The sequence below is a fragment of the uncultured Merdimmobilis sp. genome, from assembly GCF_902471145.1.
GTDB classification, from domain to species: domain Bacteria; phylum Bacillota; class Clostridia; order Oscillospirales; family Ruminococcaceae; genus Merdimmobilis; species Merdimmobilis hominis.
Genome location: NZ_CABRJC010000007.1, coordinates 36,070 through 54,987 on the forward strand (window position 1 = coordinate 36,070; position 18,918 = coordinate 54,987).

Sequence of the window (18,918 nt, forward strand, 5' to 3'; positions counted from 1 at the left end):
AGGAAAGAAGGAATGCAAGATGGAACAGGAAGTCATCCTTTCCTTAGAAAATATCCACAAGAGCTTCGACGGGCAGAAGGCGCTATGCGGCATCGACCTCACCATCTACAAAGGGGAGTTTTTGACCCTTTTGGGGCCCTCCGGCTGCGGCAAGACCACCACATTGCGGATCATTGCGGGGCTGGAATCCCCCGATGAGGGGCGGGTCATCCTAGGCGGGACCGACGTCACCGACTGGGAGCCCAACAAGCGGGGGGTCAACACCGTCTTCCAGAGTTATGCCCTCTTCCCCCATATGAATGTGGAAAACAACATCGCCTACGGCCTCAAGCTGCGCAAGGTGCCCAAAGAGGAGATCAAAAAGCAGGTGGAGGAGATGCTGGAGCTGGTCCAGCTCCCCGGGTTTGGGGAAAGGATGCCCAGCCAGCTCTCCGGCGGGCAGCGCCAGAGGGTGGCTATCGCCCGGGCAATTGTCAACAAGCCTTCGGTCCTTCTGCTGGACGAGCCCCTTGGCGCCTTGGATCTCCAGCTCCGGCGGCAGATGCAGGTGGAGCTCAAACGCCTCCAGCAAAAGCTGGGCATCACCTTTGTGTACATCACCCACGACCAGGAGGAAGCCCTCAACATGAGCGACCGGATCGGCATCATGAACCAGGGTAAAATCCTCCAGCTGGGCACCCCTGAGGAGATTTATGAGCATCCAAAGAGCCGGTTTGCCGCCCAGTTTATCGGCCAGAGCAACATCTTGAAGGCCACGGTCACCGGCCGGGATGCCGCCGGGAACCTGACCCTCTCCTTTGGGGGCGGGACCATTCTGGCCTCTGGGCAAGGGGAGCCGGGGGAGAAGGTCACCCTCTCCCTGCGGACCGAGCGGGTCCGTTACGGAAGGGAGCCCCGGCAAGGGTTCACCCTCTCGGGCCAGGTGAAAAACAACCACTACAGCGGCGGCATGATGCGCACGGTGCTCACCCTCCCCACGGGGGAGGAACTGCTGGTCAGCGGCATGGGGGATGGCATAGAGGGGCGCCTGCCTGCCGGCACCCAAGTGCACATCGGCTGGGACCCCGCTTGTGCCGTCATCGTGGAAAGGGGATGGCCCGATGAAGCGGAATAAAAACCGGCCCCCCATCACCCTCTTGCCCATGGCCTTGTGGACCACTGTTTTTGTGGCGGTTCCACTTGTCTATGTGCTGGGCCTGAGCTTTATGAAAAAGGCGGCCACCTGGGGGGTGGTGGCAGAGTTCTCCTTAGACAGCTACAAAAACCTCCTCAACCCGGTGTACCTCAAGGTCTTCGCCCAGAGCTTCTGGGTGGCGATCCTCACCACCGTGTTTGCCCTGCTAATCGGCTATCCCTTTGCCTATTTCACCGCCAAACTGCCCAAGAAGCACCGTTCCCTGGTGCTGATGCTGATGCTGGTCCCCTTCTGGACCAACTCCCTGGTGCGGATCTACGGCTGGATGATCCTCCTGCGCAGCCAAGGGGTGATCAACGGCCTGCTGATGCAGTTCGGGGTGATCGACAAGCCCCTCAAGCTCCTGTACACCTTTGGCGCGGTGCTGGTGGGGATGGTCTACGCCCTGCTGCCCTTTATGGTGCTGGCGATTTACAATTCGGTCTGCAAGGTGGACTGGTCGCTGGTGGAGGCATCCCGGGACCTAGGTGCCGGGCGGGCTAAGGCCTTTTTCACCGTCACCCTCCCGTTGACTATGCCCGGGGTGATGGCCGGCTGTGTCCTGGTTTTCATCCCCTCGGTGGGTCTCTTCTTCATCTCTGACCTGCTGGGCGGGGCCAAGACCATGCTGCTGGGCAACCTGATCAAAAATGAGCTTCTCAGCGCCAAAAACTGGCCCATGGGCGCGGCCCTTTCCATCGCCATGATGGCGGTCACCCTCTTGGTGATCCGGCTGTACCAGCACTTTAGCCGGGATCAGAATTTGGAGGGATTGCTATGAGAAAGAAACGGACCTTTCTGCCCGAAACCTATGTGGTGCTGATGCTGCTGCTCATGTACCTGCCCATTTTCGTGGTGGTAGCTTACTCCTTCAATGACACCAAGCTATTCCACTGGGCGGGGTTCACCTTTAGCTGGTACCAGAAGCTATTCCACAACCAAACCATCATCAACGCCTTTTTTAACAGCTTGAAACTGGCTGTGCTGTCTAGCGGCCTGGCCGCCATTTTGGGGACCATGGGCGCCGTGGGGATGGCCGGCCGGACATTCTTCGGCAAGGGGGCGCTGGAGGGGCTCTCCACCGTGCCCATCATGATCCCGGAGATCATCCTGGGCATGGCGTACCTGTCCTTCTTTTCCCTGCTCCAGGTCCCCTTTGGGATGCTGACCCTGGTGGCAGCCCACACCACCTTCTGTGTGCCTTATATCTTTATCAATGTCAAGGCCAGCCTCCAAAGCCTAGACCCTGCCTTGGGGGAGGCGGCTCTTGACCTGGGGGCCAGCCGGAGGCGGGTATTCTTTGACATCACCGCCCCACTGATCTTCCCTTCTATCCTGTCTGGCTCCCTTCTGGCTTTTGCCATGAGCATGGACGACGTGGTCATCAGCTTCTTTGTTACTGGCCCTGAGACTGCCACCCTGCCCTTGCAGGTCTATTCCATGCTGAAAATGGGGGTCACTCCGGAGATCAACGCCCTGTGCACCGTAATGCTGGGAACGGTGTTCCTCCTGGTGGCCGGGGCTAGGCTGTTCCAGTCAGCCCGGAAGGCCAAAAAAGGACGGTAGTAACACGAACACACCGCCACAACAGGCGTGTGTTTGCAGATAAAACCCATAAAAAGGAGTGTGCAACGGTATGAAAAACAGCAAAAAACGGCTCGCTCGTCTCCTGTGTGCGGCCATGGCTGCGGCCATGGTGCTGGCAGGCTGCAACAGCAGCGGCGGAAACAGCAGCTCTTCCAGTGCTGGCCAAGGCGGGGAGGAGCAGGTGCTGAACATCTACACCTGGGCGGATTATTTCCCCGCCGATATTGTGGAGGAGTTCACCAGCACCACTGGCATCAAGGTCAACTACTCCACCTTTGAGAGCAACGAAGAGATGCTCATGAAGCTGGAGGCTGCCAAAGGCGGGCAGTACGACCTGATCCTCGCCAGCGATTACATCATCGAGACAGCCATCCAGAAGGAATTGGTGGGCAAGCTGGACACCCAGCAGATCCCCAATTTCCAGAATATCAACCCCGCGTTCCAGAGCAAATACTACGACCCCACCAACGAGTACACCGTCCCCTATGCCGCTGGCATCCCGCTGATCATCTACAACCCCGAACTGGTGGATTTTGAGATCAAGGGCTTTGAGGACCTGTGGAATCCCCAGCTGGCCGACTCCATCGTGGTGATGGACGACGCCCGCAACGTCATCGGCCTCACTTTAAAATCCATGGGATACAGCCTCAACGAGACTGACGAGGCTGTCCTCGGCCAGGCCAAGGAGAAGCTGATGGCCTTGAAGCCCAACATCCGGGCCTTGGACTACAGCACCCCTTACAACCTGATGATTTCCGGGGAGACTGCGGTGGGCTACATGTTCACCTCCCAGATCATCACCGCCCTCAATGAGAACCCCGACCTGAAGGTGGTTTATCCAGAGGAGGGCCTGGGCTTCGGCATCGACAGCTGCTTCGTCCCCTCGGATGCCCCCCACAAGGAGAACGCCTATAAATTCCTCGACTTCATCCTGGATGGTGAGCGCTCCGCCCACATCTCGGAAGAGACTATGTACATCAACTGCAACTCCGCCGCCACCCCCTTTATCAAAGAGCAGGCCCTGGTCATCCCCGATGAGATGATTGAAGGCGCTGAGTTCATGATGAACGTAGGCGAGGCCGATGAGCTGTACCAGCAGATCTGGACCGAATTTAAAATGAGTTAACCCAACCCGGCAAAAGCGCCCCCATCCGCAACTGGATGGGGGCGCTTTTTTATTCCAGCAGGTTTTATAGGATTGCCCGGGCTAAACTTCTTGGGAATGAAGTAAGGCCCATGCTTCAAATTCAGGGATGGGCAATGGCGTGGAAAACACATATCCTTGAATCATATCGCAGTGAATCCGACGCAGAAAATCCACTTGGTCTTGGGATTCAATCCCTTCGGCCACAGTGTGGATCGCCAGATTGTCCGCAAGTTCCACAAAGCTGGCGACGACATTCTGCGCTTTGACGCTGTCCAAATCCTCAAAGAAACGGCGGTCCAGTTTAATGGTATCCACGTCCAAATCCTTGAGAAGCGCCAGGGAAGAGTACCCCACCCCAAAGTCGTCCAAGGAACACAAAAAGCCAAGCTGGTGCATTTCCCGGATGAAATTGTTCACCCATCCCCGCTGCTGGTCATCAAAGATGATGGACTCAGTCAGCTCAATTTCCAGGATGCCGTCAGGAATCCCATACTTCTCTTTCAGCGAAGAGAAGGGCTGTAGGAAGTTGGGGACTCGGAAATGGGCTCGGGATAGGTTGACCGAGATGGGGAGGAGCTGTTTCCCATCCTCCATCCAGCCGTGGAGCAGCCGGCAGACCTCCTCAAAGACATAGAGATCCAACCGGCAGATGCGGTCACTTTTTTCAAAGAGAGGGATAAATTCGGAAGGGTAAATCATCCCCCGCTCGGGGTGGAACCAGCGGACCAGGGCCTCTGCACCGCCGAGCTTCCCATCGCAGAGCCGGACCTTGGGCTGGAGATAGACCTGGAAATCCCGGTTTTCCAGGGAGGTTTCAAAGAGGGCAATAAGCTCCTGTTCCCTATTCATCCGCTGCATAATCTCCCCGTTATAAAACGAACAGATGTCTGGTTGTGTTTGATGGTTGCAGGCAGCCCGGGCGCGGGCCTGTAAGATGACGATATTCAGCTCTGGGTCGTCAATCAGACAGGCCCCCTCCTGCAGGGTCAGATAATGGTGGATATTGGTGTATAAAGAGAAGGTGTTGATGGCCTTAGTCATTGCATCCAGCCGAGCCTGAACCCCTTCCAGCGTATGCTCCCGCAGACAAAGGAAAAACTGGTCAGTGTTGGCCCGTGTCGCCAATTCATAAGGGCGGATGTTGGACATCAATGCGTGGTAGATGTGCTTTAGAATATTGTCGCCCTCTTGGACCCCGAAGTTTTCATTGATCAGCTTAAAACCTTTGACATTCAGGTACACCAAGGTGTGGGTATTGGGATCCATCTGGGACGCGAGATCTTGGTACTGGAGCTGGAAGGAGGCCAAATTGCTGCCCCCAGTCAGCGGGTCGGTGAAGGCAATTTGTTCTAGCTGCCTCTGGTTGGACCGATAGATCTGGGCCATCCCATATAGAAACAAAAAGGAGACGCAAATAATGCCGCCCACGATTAAAAAAGAATAAAAAATGTAGGTATTTGCCTCCCCGGAGATCATATCCGCTGGGATGAGAGAGAGCAGGAACCAGTCGTTTACCCCCAACATTTGGTAGGAGAGAATCAGCTGTCTGTTGTCCACTGCAGTGAACTGAAATGTCCCAGCCCGCTGGTTTTCCAGGTTTTCTTTCATAGAAACAAGGGCGCTTTTGGTTTTGGAATCGGTTTGGGACTGGAAGATGCCGTCCAGCTGGAGGAAGGGTTTCGAATCGGTGGGCGAGATCACCACTGTGCTTCTGCTGTCAATGATGCAGGTCAGTCCATGGCCGCCAAAATTTTTGGGCCGGATCACTTCCTGTACATTCTCCTTATGGTGAAGCCCTACCAGGGCCCAATCCTGGGCGTTGTAAGTCCCCACAGGTGCTGAAAACAACAGGCATTGATCCTCGTCGTAGGTCACCGAATGCTCCCCCTGAAAGGAAGACTGCACCCCGGGTATCTTTTCAAAATCCCAGTAGGCGTATTCCGATGGGATGGTCACTCCTTCAGAGGAGACCAATGCCAGGGCGTCAAACCCCAAAATTTCGGCTTGTTCTTGCAGATAGGAGGGGACGTCTTCTATCTTCGAATTCTGAGAGAAAGAATTGCTCAACAGATGAAGAGACCGCTGGTAGGATTTAAATCGGGAGGAGATATCACTGGCCAGCTGATAGGACATATCACGGGCATAGTCCTCAGTGCTGTGAACCAGGGCTCTCCTCAAAGCGGAAGTGTTCCAAACCATCAAGACGAGTACCAAGAAGAAGACAATGGACACCACACCGGTTTTGAGCACCCAATTTTTTGTGGGTTTTTGTAAAAGCGGATAGGATTTGCTTCGGCTCATCGTTTTTCACCCCAGCTTCTTGCGTGAATTATAATACAATCTTAACATATTTTAGAGGGGATCGACAATTGAAAATCTATAAACATATGCATATAATTGCCGCTTAATGGCGGCTATTGTACCATAAAATCTGCACAAACTGTAAGAATTCCTTGCAGGGCGAAGCCCTTTGCGGAGGAAGGGCGTTCCGCCCGATAGGGATTTCTTCCCCAAAGGGCCATTCCAGATGGGGCAAAGGGAAGGAATGGGGGCGATCGTGTTTGCCGCACGGCTGGGCCCATCAGTTTTTTGCGCCAATATATTGAAGAATCCCAATCTCGGCGATATAATAAAATTAGAGCCTGCGCGTCCCATCGCTGCGGGCCCGCTGGATTCTATTTTGCTCTGTCAAAGTCCTAGGAGGGATTATTTTATGGAATATGAGGGACAAATTTGTCGGGGCCCCATGGAGCGGGCCTCCTATATGCTGCCGGTTTCGGTGGGCTGTTCCTACAACCAGTGCCGTTTTTGCATGCTCTTCAAGCATCTGACCTACCGGGAACTCCCCTTGGACCAGATTGAGGCGGAGCTGCAGCGCGTCTTCCAGGCGGGAGGCAACCCCAAAACGGTGTTTTTGGGGGACGGCAATGCTTTCCAGCTGGATACGGAACGCCTTCTGGAGATTTTGGGGCGGATTCACCGGTATTTCCCCGCCTGTGAGACGGTCAATATGGACGCCACGGTTCAGAATGTCCTCCGAAAGGGGGAGGATGAGCTTCTTGCCCTCGCCAGGGCGGGAGTGAGGCACCTGTATTTGGGAATTGAGACCGGCCTGGATGACGTCCTTGCCAGCATGAACAAGGGCCATACCCTACAGCAAGCTTATGAGGCCATCGACCGGATCCACCGGGCGGGGATGATCTACGATGCCCATATGATGACCGGCGTGGCGGGCAAGGGCAGAGGGCTGGAAAACGCCCAAGCTTTGGCGGATTTTTACAACCGGACCCGTCCGGAGCGGATTATCAATTTCTCTATGTTTATCCACCGGGAGGCCCCGCTGTACCAAGATATATTGGAGGGCCGGTTTACCCCGGCAGACGAGCTGGAAAATTTAAGGGAGGAGCGGCTTCTTCTGGAATTGCTGGATACATCCCTCGTCTACGATGGCTTTCACGACATCATCCCCTTCCGGGTGCGGGGGACCCTGCCCCACGACCGGGAGAAAATGCTGAAAAAGCTGGACGGGGCCATCGGGGAGCAGCAGGGCAAGGAACCGCTGATCGCCTTGGTGTAAGCCTGGGCCTTTCCCATCGGCGGCAAAGCAGCGCACTTTTCCAAACACCCATAGTTCTATAAAAGCGGGCCCCCAACCTCTAAAAGAGGTTGGGGGCCCGCTTGGCGCGCGACGTGGGTGAAGAAGGCTATTCCCCGCACAATTCCAGGATGCGGCTGCAAAACCTCCGGCAGAGGATTGGGTCGTGGGAGATAAAGAGATAGCTGACCCCTTCTTGTTTTTGAATTTCTTCCAACAGATGGACCACCTGGGCTTGGGAGATCACATCCAGCATGCTGGTGGGCTCGTCCAATACCACCAGTTTCGGCTGCATCAGCATCACCCGGGCGAGGGCCAGCCGCTGCAGTTCCCCGCCGGAAAGTTCCCTGGGATAGCGCCCCAAGTGCTCCCGGTAGATGCCAAATTGGGCGAGGAATTCCACAAGGGCATCCTCTTGGCAGGGGATCCGCCGGAACCGGTAGGGCTCCTTTATGCTGTCCCATAGGCGAAGCCGGGGATTGAAGGAGACCTCCGGGTGCTGGAACAGGATTTGGATGCCCCTGCGGGCCTCCCCACGAAAAGGGAAGCTAAGCTCTTCCCCTTGGAAAAATAGCCGCCCTGCTGTAGGGCGCAGAATACCGGCCACCATCTGCCCGACGGTGGATTTTCCGCTGCCGCTCTCCCCCAACAGCCCCAGGGTCTCCCCCGAGCCGATGGAAAAGCTGATCTGGGAGACTGTGTCTCTCGCTGAGCCAGGGTAGCGCTTGGCCAGGCCCACCGCCTCAAGAACCATAGTTCCAGCACCTCACTTTTCGGCCGTCCCCCACCGGGAAGAAAGGGGGATTTTCCCGGCACCGGCTCCGTTTCCAAGGACATCGGCGGTAATACCGGCAGGCCCCCGCCAATTGGGAATCCTCCCGAGGCGGCGCAAAGCCCGTTTCCGCCTGGAGGCCGTTTTCCGGCAGGGCAGCCAGCATCGCCTGGGAATAGGGGTGAAGGGGCTCCCGGAAAAATGCCTCCTTGGAGCACCACTCCACCTGCTGGGAGGCGTACAGCACCGCCATCTGCTGGGCAACCTCTTGGGCGAAGCGCAGGTCGTGGGTGACGCAGAGGATAGCCTGGTCTTCCAGCCGGCGGAAGGCGTCCACCACCAGTTCAATCCGGTGTCCATCCAAGCCCTTGGTGGGTTCGTCAGCGAAGAGAAGAGGGGCCCCCTGTGCAACCCCCATGGCGATCATCGCCCGCTGGCGCATCCCGCCGCTGAGGGTGTGGGGGTATTGGCGGGCCAACTTTTCCTCCTGCCCGAAGTCAAAACGGCGCAGGGCTGCGACAGCCCGGGCGAGAGCCTCCTTTTTGGACAGGTTTTGGTGGATCATCAGCGGTTCCCCTACCTGGTACCCCACCGGGAGCAGGGGATTCATCCCGTTGCCGCTGCCCTGGGGCACATAGGAGATGCGCTCGCCGCGGACGCGGTTCATTTCCTTGGGGGAGAGGGTGAGAAGATCGGTTCCATCCAAAAGGGCGCGCCCGCTGACCGACGCGCTCGCCGGAAGCATTTGGAGGATGGCAAGTAGCAATACGCTTTTTCCACTGCCCGTCTCCCCCACTAGGACGACCTTTTCTTTTTCTCCCACCGAGAGGGATATATCGCTCACCGCCTCGGAAGCTCCGCCAAAGCGGACGGATAAATGTTCAATATCCAGCATATCAGTTCCTCCTCCCCAGTTGTTGCTGCCCCCCGTAGCTCAACAGCAGAAACCCCAGCACCGACAGCGAGATGCAGAGGATGGGGGGCAGATACCACCACCAGTACCCGTTGATGATCCCGCTGCGGAAAAACGCGTAGTGGAGGATACCGCCCCAGCTCTTTTGGCCGATGACCCCCAGCCCCAAAAAGCTGAGGCTGGCTTCGGTGAGCATGGCGTTTCCCACCGCCAGCACCCCGCGGACAAAGACGATGTCAAACAGGTTGGGCAGTATGTGCCGCGCCATGATGTACCCATGGGAAGCACCCATGGTCTGTTCAATTTTGACAAAGGGCAGCTCCTTGAGCTGCAACACCCTGGAGCGGATGATCCGGGCGGTTCCGCTCCAGGCGGTGATGCAGATGGCGATGATGATGTTCCACAAGCTGGGGGACAAAAATGCCGCCAGCACAATGGTCACCGGCAGGGAGGGAATGGCTTGGGCCACAGCGGTGACCTCCATCAACGCCCGATCCCACCAGCCTCCCAAATAGCCGGACAGCATCCCTATACAAACGCCGGCCACAGTGACTGCCAAGGCGGACACCAGTCCGATGATGAGGGAGATGCGGGTCCCGTAGAGGAGCTCGCTGAAGATATCCTGCCCCAGGTCGTTGGTGCCCAACAGGTGCTGGGCCGAGGGGCGCAGATAAGGGGTGCCCATCTGGTAGGGATCGCAGGGGGCGAGAATGGGGGCAAATACCCCCACCAACAGGATAATGAGCAGGATAAAAAGTCCCACCTTAAACGCAATCGGCTGTTTACCCAACATGGTTCATCCCCTCCCGCACGCGGGGATCCACTGCCAGGCAGAGGAGATCCGCAATCAGATTAAAGGCCACTACGCAGATGGAGATCAGGAGAAAACAGGTTTGCAGCATGGGGAAATCCTTGGCGTTTACTGCGTCGTAAATCAAGGTGCCCATCCCCTTCCAGGAAAAGACGATCTCGGTCATCATGGAACCCGCCAACATTCCCCCGAACTGCATGCAAATAGAGGTGAGATAAGGGCAGAGGGCGTTTTTCAGCACATGGCGGGAGAGGACTTTCCCTTGGGAGAGACCCTTGGAGATGGCGGTGGATACATAATCCTCCTGCCGGATGAGGGAGACAGTGCTCTTCATGAGCATGTAGTTGGAAGAGGTCTTATATAAGACCAGCACCGCAAGGGGAAGCGCCATGTGGTGAAGGATGTCCAGCCCCTTGGCAAAGCCGGTGAGCCCGCCGGAGGTGATACCGGAGATGGGGAACCACCCCAGCTGGAAAGCGAAGCAGATGAGAAAGAGGATGGCCAAACAGTTGGTGGGCACAGTGGAGATGAGGAGGAAGCAGGGGGTGGCCGCCAGGTCAAATCTGCCTCCTGGCTTCCAGCCCGCCCACAGGCCCAGCGCCCCGCCCAGGAAAGCGGCGATGACGGTGGCCGGAATGGCGAGGAATAGGGTCCATTTCATCCGGAAAAGCACCGTCTCCAGCACCGGGGCCTTGGTCCGGTAGGAGTTGCCGAAATCCAGGCGGGCGGTTTTGCCCAGGTAGGTGAGATACTGCCGGCCGAGGGATTGGTTGAGGCCGTATTCCCCGCGGATTTCTTCGATGACCTGGGGGGCGTGTACCTCCAGGTTGTAGTACTCCTCCTCCCCGATGATGTGGAGCACCGGATCCCCTGGCATAAACCGGATGAGGAAGAAGTTGAGGGTGACAATGCAGAACACAATTAGGACGGATTCCCCAAGCCGCCCCAGCAGGGTGCGTTTTGCCATAGGTCAGCATTCCTTTCTATCAAGTTGCCCAGGAAACCCTTTTAAAGGGCAGGCTAGGCGTTTTTGGGGCGGACGCTGAACCAAGTTTTGTTGTTGATTACCCCCCAGCCGGGGATGTTGGTGAACCCCTCAAACCGGTCGGTCCGGTAGGGGAAATAGGCCTTGTCCCAACACAAGGCCAGGCCGATGACCTCCTGGTCCGCAATGGCTTGAAGGTCCTTCATGGCCGCGCTGTATTCCTCATAGCTTCTGCCTTGTTGCTTGGCTTCATAGGCTGCGACAAAAGCGGGCAGGGTACAGGTTCCCCAAGGGTTGCTGTCGTTTTGGATGATGTACATAAAAGCGGTGTCGTACATAGCTACGCCTGGGGAAGTGTAGCCGATGTACAGCTGGTAAGTGCCCTCTTTGCGCACTTGGGTGGCATGGTCGGCGTTGCGCACGCTCTCCTCGTCCAAGGTGGTGCGGATGCCTACCTCCTCCAGGTTGGCTTTGAGGATTTCTGCGATCCGCAGGTATAAGGGTTGGCGGGTCTTGTTGTATTGAGGGGTGATGAGGACGTTCATTTCACTGCCATCGGGCAATTCCCGGAAACCGTCGCCGTCCTTATCCAGGTAGCCCCCTTCTTCCAGAATGGCCTTGGCTGCCTCCTGATCCTGGGACAGCTTGGGAAGGCTGGGGTCAAAGCCTTTGTTGGGTGGGGCGACAATGCCGGTGCCGGGGATTTGGCCGTCTTCCCCGCCGATGGAGGTGCGCAGAAGCTCGTAATCCAAGGCGCTTCGCACCGCTTTGCGAAATGCCAAGTCGTCGGTCGGTTTTTGGTTAAACCCAAAGACCAGCTGGTAGTTGCCGGGGTTGTCACTCATTCCGGGGTTCAGGTTTTCCACTCCGGTTACCGAAGGGGCCATGGTGGCGCTCAAGGAATTGGAGTAATCATACATGGCGTCGATCTCCCCAGTGCGCAGGGCCATCACCAGGGCGTCGTGGCTGTCGTAGGTCTTGACAGTAACTTTGTCAAAAGCGGGGGTGCCCATAAAGTATTCGCCCACCGATTGGTAGGTGATCACCTGGGCTTCGGGATCGTAGCCGGTCATGCGGAATGGGCCGCAGCCGATGGAGGCGTCTTCCCCTTGGTATTCTTTATAATCGCCATCCACTTTCTCCCAGACGTGCTTGGGGGAAAGTTTGACAAAGTTTGCCATGCTGTTGAGGGCGTTAAATGCCTTGCCGTCCTCAAAGGTCAACTTGGCGGTGGTATCGTCTATTTTTTCCACAGCGGTCAAGCCGGTGCAGTATCCGCTTTTCTTCTGGATTTGGTAGCGAAAGGTGAAGAGGACATCGTCCATGGTCACCGGCTCACCATCGTGCCAGGTGACCCCTTTGTCGGTGGCAAAGGTGGCAGTCAAGGTGTTTTTGTCGTCGCTGATCTCCCAAGAGGTCATCATGTAGGGCTGGACTTCCCCGTTTTCATCGGTGGTTACAAAGGGGGCAGCGCACAAGCCGGTGTAGTTCAGCTTGCCAAAAGAGCCATTTTCGGTCATGGCATTGAAGCCGTCCGCCGACGCGGTGGTCCCCACCCGGAGGGTGAGCTCCGAGGAGCCGCCAGCCCCAGAGGGGGTACCGGTGCTGGCAGCAGAACAGCCGGCCGTGACCAAAAGGGCCGCCAGCGCCGCGGAGAGCAGCATGTTTTTCAGGTGCATCATATTGGATTCTCCCTTTCTCTTGCCGGATATCCCGGCAGATTTCGTTCCTGCCGGGGGAGAATTGAAAAACCCCCGGCTCTCTTTAAGTCGGGGGTTTGAAACCTCATGGGCAGAGGGACAAAGGTGCGCCAAAAACAGCCCCTCTTTTTTGAGGGGCCTGCCGCAAATGCACTCACGCCTGAGAATTTCTCCGTCGCTCGCAGAGAACTCATGCAATTTCGATGCATCCTGTATTCTGGCTTAAGCTTCCAGCATCCAATAAACCGCGCCTTCCCAGTCTCCCAGTGGCATGTTGCGGCGGACTCAGCTAACACAGCGGCGGGACCGCACGGGATTCCAACCCGTTTCCTGGCCGCGGGCAAAGCTGCCGGCGGCCGATGCACCGATTCAATTTGAGTTCAGTATAGCATAGCGGGGAAGGGAAACACAAGCGGCAAGGGGATAAAATCCCTAAAACCAAGGGAAACAAAGGGGCTTGGCCATCCGCCCCAATGGATGGGGCCACACTGTCTTGCAGCGCAGGGCCGAGAAAATACCCCGGCCTCTCGGAAGAGGCCAGGGTATTTCGGAACCATGGCTGGTCAGCAGGAAATGCGCTCAATACAGGCGGCGGTGATTTGGGGCGGAATGCTCCGGGTCATCACACCGTTGTAGTGGATGCACACCCTGTCGCCCACGTGGAAGCGGCAGGCGCAGTTGGAATGCACCAGGACTTCTTGGTTGGTACAGTGGTCACAGACGCACAGACAGCAGCGCTGCACCCTGCACACGGTTGCACACATGGTGGTGTTGTTGGAGGTCTCCATTGTCCTTCTCCTTCCTTTGGCGGACTTGGAAATAAGGGGGTGGTCCCTTTATTGGAGGAAATGAACCCAGGCCGCCTGCTGGCCACGGCCCGGTTCAAAAACAGGGAGATCGCGGGCAGTCTTGTCGGCTTCTGGCGGCAGTGGGGATTTGTACCATTTTAGGAGGCCACAATACAGGATATGTGGAAATGGAGAGGGGTGTGTTTGCCCCAGGCGGGACGGGCTGGGCTGAGGAAACCGGAATAGTCCCCTTTTGCCAGAAGACAGGCTCATTTCAGACTCAATTTCTAGTTTGGCGTTAACTTGCGGCAGGGGAACTTTTTTCTGAGGGAGGCTTCTATCCCAGCAGTGCAGTGGAGGAATACCTTGGGCGGCGCGGGGGCCTTCCCTGTTTTCACCTGTTGGGGGAAAGGGGGATTGGAGGTTTCTCAAGGCGATGAATCCAAACAAAACCCGCCCCTGCCGTGTTAATACGGCAGGGGCGGGGTTTTTTCGTTAACCTTTGGGCTTTGGGAGCTTTGGCACAAAGGGCATCAATTCTTCGGCGACCACCTGCTGGAACTTCTCTGGCTGCTCGTACATCATCGAATGGCCACAGCCCTCAAACCAGATCAGCTTTTTGTAAGGCGCTTTGAGAAGGTCATAGTACTCCACTGAAAGCTGGGGGAGCACAATCTGGTCGTTGCGGCCCAGGATGTAGATGCAGGGGATGCTAAGGTCCGGGGCTTCCCGCTTCAAATCCACCTCCACGGCCTGCCACCACAGGTTCTTCATGGAAAAAGAGGTGGCTTTCAGATACCGGGCCAGGTCAGCCGCCCGGTACTCCTTGGAGGCAAAGGCCGCCCGGAAAATCTTTTTGCGCATCGAGACGTCTCCGTTCCAGGCGTCCCTGTGGGTCATGGTCAGCCCGAAGCGGAGGATCATGGTGTCCACTGGCTTTTGATAGGGGGGCGGGCCCATCTCCTCCAGCTTGGAGAGCAGACCGGGGCGATTTTCCTTCTGGGCGAAGTCCAAAAGCTCCTGGTAGGCAATTTCCTCATTGCGGGCCATATCCACCACCTGGCCGGCCCCCACATAGGCATAGAAGAGCTCCGGGGCCTGTTTTACCGCCAGGGTGCCGATCAGGCTGCCCCAGGAATGGCCCAGGAGGAAGATCTTCTCCTTGTGGAAGCGGCGGCGCAGGTACTCGCTCAATTCGCAGATATCGGAAACAAACTGGCGGATGTTCATGGTCTTCTCATCCAGATCCGGGTCATAGGAGAGGCCGGAGCCCCGCTGGTCCCAGTTGACCACCACAAAATCCTTCTCCAGCTGGCGGAAAAAGGCGGAGGATATGCTGATAAGGCTCATGCCCGGCCCCCCATGGAGGATGAGCAGGACTGGCTTTCGCACATTCTCCCCGCGGATGAGGACCCACTGTTTGACGCCGCCCAAGGGGATCTCCTTGAGTTGGGCGATGCCGTATGGGGTCGGTTGGGGAGGGGTTTTCCGGGAAAAAATCATGGAGTTATCCACCTATTCTTGTTGATTGGTTGAATATTTACGGTTTCATGCGGGCGGTGAGCAGCGCCTGGTACAGGGCGTGGGAAGAGGCCATATAGCGGATGTCCTCCCGCAGGGTAGTGGAGAACCGGGCCAGGTGAAGTTCAAACACCTCTTCCCGCCAGGGGCTGGAGACGCAGAGATAGACAAGGCCCACCGGCTTTTCCGCCGTACCGCCTCCTGGGCCGGCGATGCCAGTGGTGGAGACCCCGATGTCTGCGCCGCAGAGGCTGCGGATGCCCCGGGCCATCTCCAGGGCGGTCTCCCGGCTGACGGCGCCGTGCTGAACCAAAGTCCCGTGGGAGACGCCCAGCAGTTTTTCTTTGATCTCATTGGAATAGCTGACCACCCCGCCGTCCAGCACCGCAGAGGAACCGGGGACTTCGGTGATCCGCTTGGAGATGTAGCCGCCGGTGCAGCTTTCCGCTGTGGCGATCTTTAGGCCCCGCTGGGTAAGCTCTTTCACCAAAGCGTCCTGCAAGCCGGCCACATTGACCCCATAAATGGCCTTGGGGTCGAGAATCGCCCGCACCTTGGCCTCCATGGGGTCGATGAGGGCGTTGGCCTCTGCCTCATCTTTGGCTTTAGCGGTGATCCGCAGGGTGACTTCCCCCATTTTGGCATAGGGGGCCAGGGTGGGATTGCGGCTCCCAGTCATCAGGTCCTTGAGGAGGTATTCCACCGTGGATTCCCCTACCCCGAAAACATGCAATGTCCGGGAGAGGAGGATCTGCCCCGATTTTTCCATCAGGTAAGGGATCACCGAATTCTCCATCATCGGCTGCATCTCCTTGGGAGGGCCGGGCATCAGGACGGCGATTTTACCGTCCCCCTCCACAATGAGGCCGGGGGCGGTGCCATTGGGGTTGGGCAGCACAGTGGCGCCCTCTGGCATGGCGGCCTGTTTCAGGTTGTTTTCGGTCATGCCGTGGCCCAGGGCTGCAAACCGGTTTTTGAGGATGGTGAGCTGTTCCTCGGTGGTGACCATCTCCCGGCCAAAGTACTGGGCCACCGTCTCCTTGGTCAGGTCGTCGTAGGTGGGGCCAAGGCCGCCGGTGGTCAGAACCAGGTCACAGCGGGAGAACGCCTCCCCCAGGGCGGTTTTCAGCCGTTCTGGGTTGTCCCCCACCACCGTTTGATGGTATACTTCGATGCCCATCTGGGCCAATTTTTGCGCCAAAAACGCCGCGTTGGTGTTGACGATATCCCCCAGCAGCAGCTCGGTTCCAATGCATAGGATTTCCGCTTTCATATAAGACAAACCCCCTTGTTCGGTGAAACTGGAATACTTTTATGATAGTCAAAACCTGGGGATAATTCAACTGTTTTTTCTGACCTTGGAAAATTGAGGGGGTTCCGGGGAAAGTATCCGCCGCCTTTTTCCAGTTTGCGCAAACTTTGTGCAAACTTTATGCTATAATGGAGCCAAAGAAGGGGGAGAGGACCCCACGCCCCAAAGGGAACGCAGAAAGGATGAACACAGATGAAAGTAGTGGCATTTAACGGAAGCCCCCGCAAAAACGGGAACACCTACCACGCGCTGAAAACCGTCTGCCAGGTGCTGGAGCAAAACGGCATCGAGACCGAGATCGTCCAGGTGGGCGGCAAGCTGCTGTGGGGCTGCCAGGGCTGCAATGGCTGCCGGGAGAACCCAGAGCACCGCTGTATCCTGGGGGATGACGGGATGAATGGCTTTTTTGACAAAATGGTGGAGGCCGACGGCATCCTCATCGGGTCGCCGGTGTATTACGGCAACGTCTCCACCGAGACCAAAGCCCTCATCGACCGGTGCGGCATGTTGGCTGGGGCCAACGGCGCGGCCCTCAAGCGGAAGGTGGGCGCCCCAGTCATCGCCGTGCGGCGGGCGGGTTCCAACTTCACCTATGCGGCCATCAACTACTTCTTCGGCATCTCTCAGATGATCATCCCAACTTCACGGTACTGGAATATGACCCTGGCTCTGAACGAAGGGGACTATGAGAAGGATGCCGAGGGCATCGAGACCTTCCGGGTGCTGGGGGAAAATATGGCCTGGCTGCTGAAAAAATTGGAGGATTAACATATGAAGAGAATCAATCGGCGGCTGGCCGCCTTGCTTCTATCCACCCTTTTGGCGGCTGGTGCCCTGGGCGGCTGCCAGCAGCCAGGCGGAGGCTCCGGCGACGCCCAAAGTTCTTCCGAAGGCGCAAGCTCCAGCGGGCAGCAGCCCGCTGCCATCCCAGAGGAGGACTATCAATCCCTGTGGGAGAGCACCGTCTGCATCGCTTCCAAGCACCTTTTGGAGGATGACTTTTCCTCTCCCCAGGAGGTTGACAGCTATGCGGCCCTCAATTATATTGTGGAACAAATGGAGGCCACCGGCACCGCCGAACCCTACCGGGTGCCCGGTGAGGGGCTGGATGAATGGGTCATCCCCGAGGATGTGGTATTCCAGCAGGCACAGCAGTATTTCGGCGACCAGCTGGAGGAGAATCTGAAGTCCCTGGGGGAGCTTGGCTGGTACAACCCGGAGGAGAAAACTTTTAACACCTGGGTCAACGGCTCCTATCCCAATGGCGGCTACCCCTACGGCAGCTATAAGGTGGGGGAGAACGACCTCTATGTGGCTATCCGGGAGGCAGCAGACAACGGTGACGGCACGGTCACGGTGGTGCTGGAGGACTATAACCGGCTGAAAAAAACCGATAAGGCGGGGGAGAAACTGCAAAAGATCCACGAGCTGACCCTGCGGGCTGGGGAGGAGGGCGGCTGGCAGATTGTCAGCAAGTCCAGCTACCTGGTCAACCAGCCGGAGATCAAGACCGGCGGCTTTTCACCTTTGACTTCCCTGGGCGGCCTGACGGCGGAGGATTTGGCAAATGCAGGGGTCACTCTCGTCACTTGGGGTGAGGACCTTCTGCTCTGGTCCACCGACTACAGCCAAAGGGAACCGGAGACCTATTGCCTCCTCCTGGGGCCGGATGGAGAGGTGAAGGGGGAGACCACCTTCACCTACAGCGACATCAACGACCACCTCTTCGACGTCACCCCCTATGGGGAGGATATGGCCTTCTATTTCCGGGAGGGGGAAGGGGTTAAAATCGTGGTACTGGACAAAAATTTCCAAAAGGTCAAGACCATAGACAACCTGTCCCAGTTGGTGGGGGAAGAACTGTATTTTGAGACGGTCGCCCTCTCCCCCGACGGCCAGACCTTGGCGTTTGTGGGCGATGCCGGCCTTTACACCGTGGATCTGGCCACCGGGGAGAAGACCCTGCGGGGTGCCCATCCCAAGCTTTCCACCGGCCCCAGCCCAGGGCAGGCGGGGGACATGTACAAAGGCATTATCTTCCTGGACAACACCCGGCTGATGGCCCGACGGGTCTCCTATGAAGCAGGGCCGGGCTACGGCTACTTCGATTTGGGGAAAAACACGGTGCAGCTTATCGACATCCCCGTAGGCTATACCACCAGCGATTACTTTGACCGGGACGGCTTCACCGTGGTTCGGTACCAGGAGGGACAGCTGCCCACATTGGTACAGCGGTACCGGTTTGACAGCGGCGCTTTCACCGTCTATGAGGTGCCTTACACCGGCATAATCCCCGACCCGGTCGCCTTTGGGGAGATGGCCTATTACTTTGGCCAGAAGAATGGGGAAACCCGCCTCTACGCCCTCAACCTGGCCACCGGCCAGGCAGTGGACACTGGGGTCTGGGTCACCGGGGCGCAGACCCGCATCGCCGCCGTCACCGAGGACAACCGGGTGCTGTTTTCCTACAGCGCGCCGGCTGGCGGGGGGATTGGCATCACCGAAGCCCGCCTTGGGATAGAAGGATTGGGAATGTGATACTTTCATCATTTAAACAGTTGAAATTATAAGGATTCCGTACTATACTGGTAGACAAGATTATTCAATTTTCTT

Annotated in this window: 16 protein-coding genes and 1 riboswitch; of the genes, 7 read left to right on the forward strand and 9 right to left on the reverse strand. The window is 57.2% G+C overall.

Annotated elements, in window-relative coordinates; genetic code table 11:
- Positions 1–19 precede the first annotated feature (19 nt).
- The 4 genes from RDQ42_RS05115 to RDQ42_RS05130 all read left to right on the forward strand — a co-directional run bounded on the left by RDQ42_RS05115 (position 20) and on the right by RDQ42_RS05130 (position 3,887).
- Positions 20–1,114 (forward strand): ABC transporter ATP-binding protein, encoded by a 1,095-nt coding sequence (locus RDQ42_RS05115; protein WP_054331482.1) that lies wholly within the window; start codon positions 20–22, stop codon positions 1,112–1,114.
- Complete coding sequence (locus RDQ42_RS05120; RefSeq protein ID WP_071427891.1) at positions 1,101–1,955, forward strand: ABC transporter permease; 855 nt, start codon at positions 1,101–1,103, stop codon at positions 1,953–1,955. The genes RDQ42_RS05115 and RDQ42_RS05120 overlap by 14 nt, the downstream gene beginning before the upstream one ends.
- On the forward strand, positions 1,952–2,740 hold the full coding sequence (locus RDQ42_RS05125; protein WP_054331484.1) for an ABC transporter permease: 789 nt from the start codon (positions 1,952–1,954) through the stop codon (positions 2,738–2,740). The genes RDQ42_RS05120 and RDQ42_RS05125 overlap by 4 nt, the downstream gene beginning before the upstream one ends.
- A 70-nt stretch (positions 2,741–2,810) precedes the next feature.
- Positions 2,811–3,887, forward strand: a complete 1,077-nt coding sequence (locus tag RDQ42_RS05130) for a spermidine/putrescine ABC transporter substrate-binding protein (protein WP_054331485.1) — start codon at positions 2,811–2,813, stop codon at positions 3,885–3,887.
- Positions 3,888–3,968: 81 nt separating this feature from the next.
- Here the strand turns inward: RDQ42_RS05130 and RDQ42_RS05135 are convergent, their stop codons facing one another.
- On the reverse strand, positions 3,969–6,209 hold the full coding sequence (locus tag RDQ42_RS05135) for an EAL domain-containing protein (RefSeq protein ID WP_071427893.1): 2,241 nt from the start codon (positions 6,207–6,209) through the stop codon (positions 3,969–3,971).
- 412 nt (positions 6,210–6,621) lie between these two features.
- Here RDQ42_RS05135 and RDQ42_RS05140 point away from each other — a divergent pair, with 412 nt between their 5' ends.
- Positions 6,622–7,485, forward strand: coding sequence for a radical SAM protein (locus tag RDQ42_RS05140; RefSeq protein WP_071427895.1), 864 nt, complete (start codon positions 6,622–6,624; stop codon positions 7,483–7,485).
- 127 nt (positions 7,486–7,612) lie between these two features.
- Here RDQ42_RS05140 and RDQ42_RS05145 read toward each other — a convergent pair whose 3' ends face one another.
- The 8 genes from RDQ42_RS05145 to RDQ42_RS05180 form a co-directional block, all read right to left on the reverse strand.
- Entirely contained in the window at positions 7,613–8,257 is a 645-nt protein-coding gene (locus RDQ42_RS05145) for an ABC transporter ATP-binding protein (RefSeq protein WP_231358056.1), read from the reverse strand.
- Positions 8,247–9,170, reverse strand: coding sequence for an ABC transporter ATP-binding protein (locus tag RDQ42_RS05150; protein WP_231358057.1), 924 nt, complete (start codon positions 9,168–9,170; stop codon positions 8,247–8,249). Before RDQ42_RS05150 ends, RDQ42_RS05145 begins: the two co-directional genes overlap by 11 nt.
- Before the next feature lies 1 nt (position 9,171).
- On the reverse strand, positions 9,172–9,981 hold the full coding sequence (locus RDQ42_RS05155) for an ABC transporter permease (RefSeq protein ID WP_071427897.1): 810 nt from the start codon (positions 9,979–9,981) through the stop codon (positions 9,172–9,174).
- Positions 9,971–10,966, reverse strand: coding sequence for an ABC transporter permease (locus RDQ42_RS05160; protein WP_054331489.1), 996 nt, complete (start codon positions 10,964–10,966; stop codon positions 9,971–9,973). The genes RDQ42_RS05155 and RDQ42_RS05160 overlap by 11 nt, the downstream gene beginning before the upstream one ends.
- 53 nt (positions 10,967–11,019) lie before the next feature.
- Positions 11,020–12,666 carry an ABC transporter substrate-binding protein gene (locus RDQ42_RS05165; protein WP_231358058.1) on the reverse strand — a complete coding sequence of 549 codons (1,647 nt, stop codon included), beginning with the start codon at positions 12,664–12,666 and terminating at the stop codon, positions 11,020–11,022.
- A 207-nt stretch (positions 12,667–12,873) separates the two neighbouring features.
- A riboswitch (cobalamin riboswitch) is annotated at positions 12,874–13,063 on the reverse strand.
- 184 nt (positions 13,064–13,247) lie between these two features.
- On the reverse strand, positions 13,248–13,472 hold the full coding sequence (locus RDQ42_RS05170) for a hypothetical protein (protein ID WP_054331490.1): 225 nt from the start codon (positions 13,470–13,472) through the stop codon (positions 13,248–13,250).
- A gap of 495 nt (positions 13,473–13,967) precedes the next feature.
- Positions 13,968–14,975, reverse strand: a complete 1,008-nt coding sequence (locus tag RDQ42_RS05175) for an alpha/beta fold hydrolase (protein WP_083386461.1) — start codon at positions 14,973–14,975, stop codon at positions 13,968–13,970.
- 37 nt (positions 14,976–15,012) lie between these two features.
- Entirely contained in the window at positions 15,013–16,266 is a 1,254-nt protein-coding gene (locus RDQ42_RS05180) for a competence/damage-inducible protein A (RefSeq protein WP_195254310.1), read from the reverse strand.
- A gap of 231 nt (positions 16,267–16,497) precedes the next feature.
- Between RDQ42_RS05180 and RDQ42_RS05185 the strand changes: the two genes are divergently transcribed.
- Positions 16,498–17,073, forward strand: coding sequence for a flavodoxin family protein (locus tag RDQ42_RS05185; RefSeq protein ID WP_071427902.1), 576 nt, complete (start codon positions 16,498–16,500; stop codon positions 17,071–17,073).
- Between the two features lie 3 nt (positions 17,074–17,076).
- The gene (locus RDQ42_RS05190; RefSeq protein ID WP_231358059.1) at positions 17,077–18,843 is read left to right on the forward strand and encodes a hypothetical protein; all 1,767 of its coding nucleotides are present in this window, start codon (positions 17,077–17,079) and stop codon (positions 18,841–18,843) included.
- Positions 18,844–18,918: the final 75 nt, after the last annotated feature.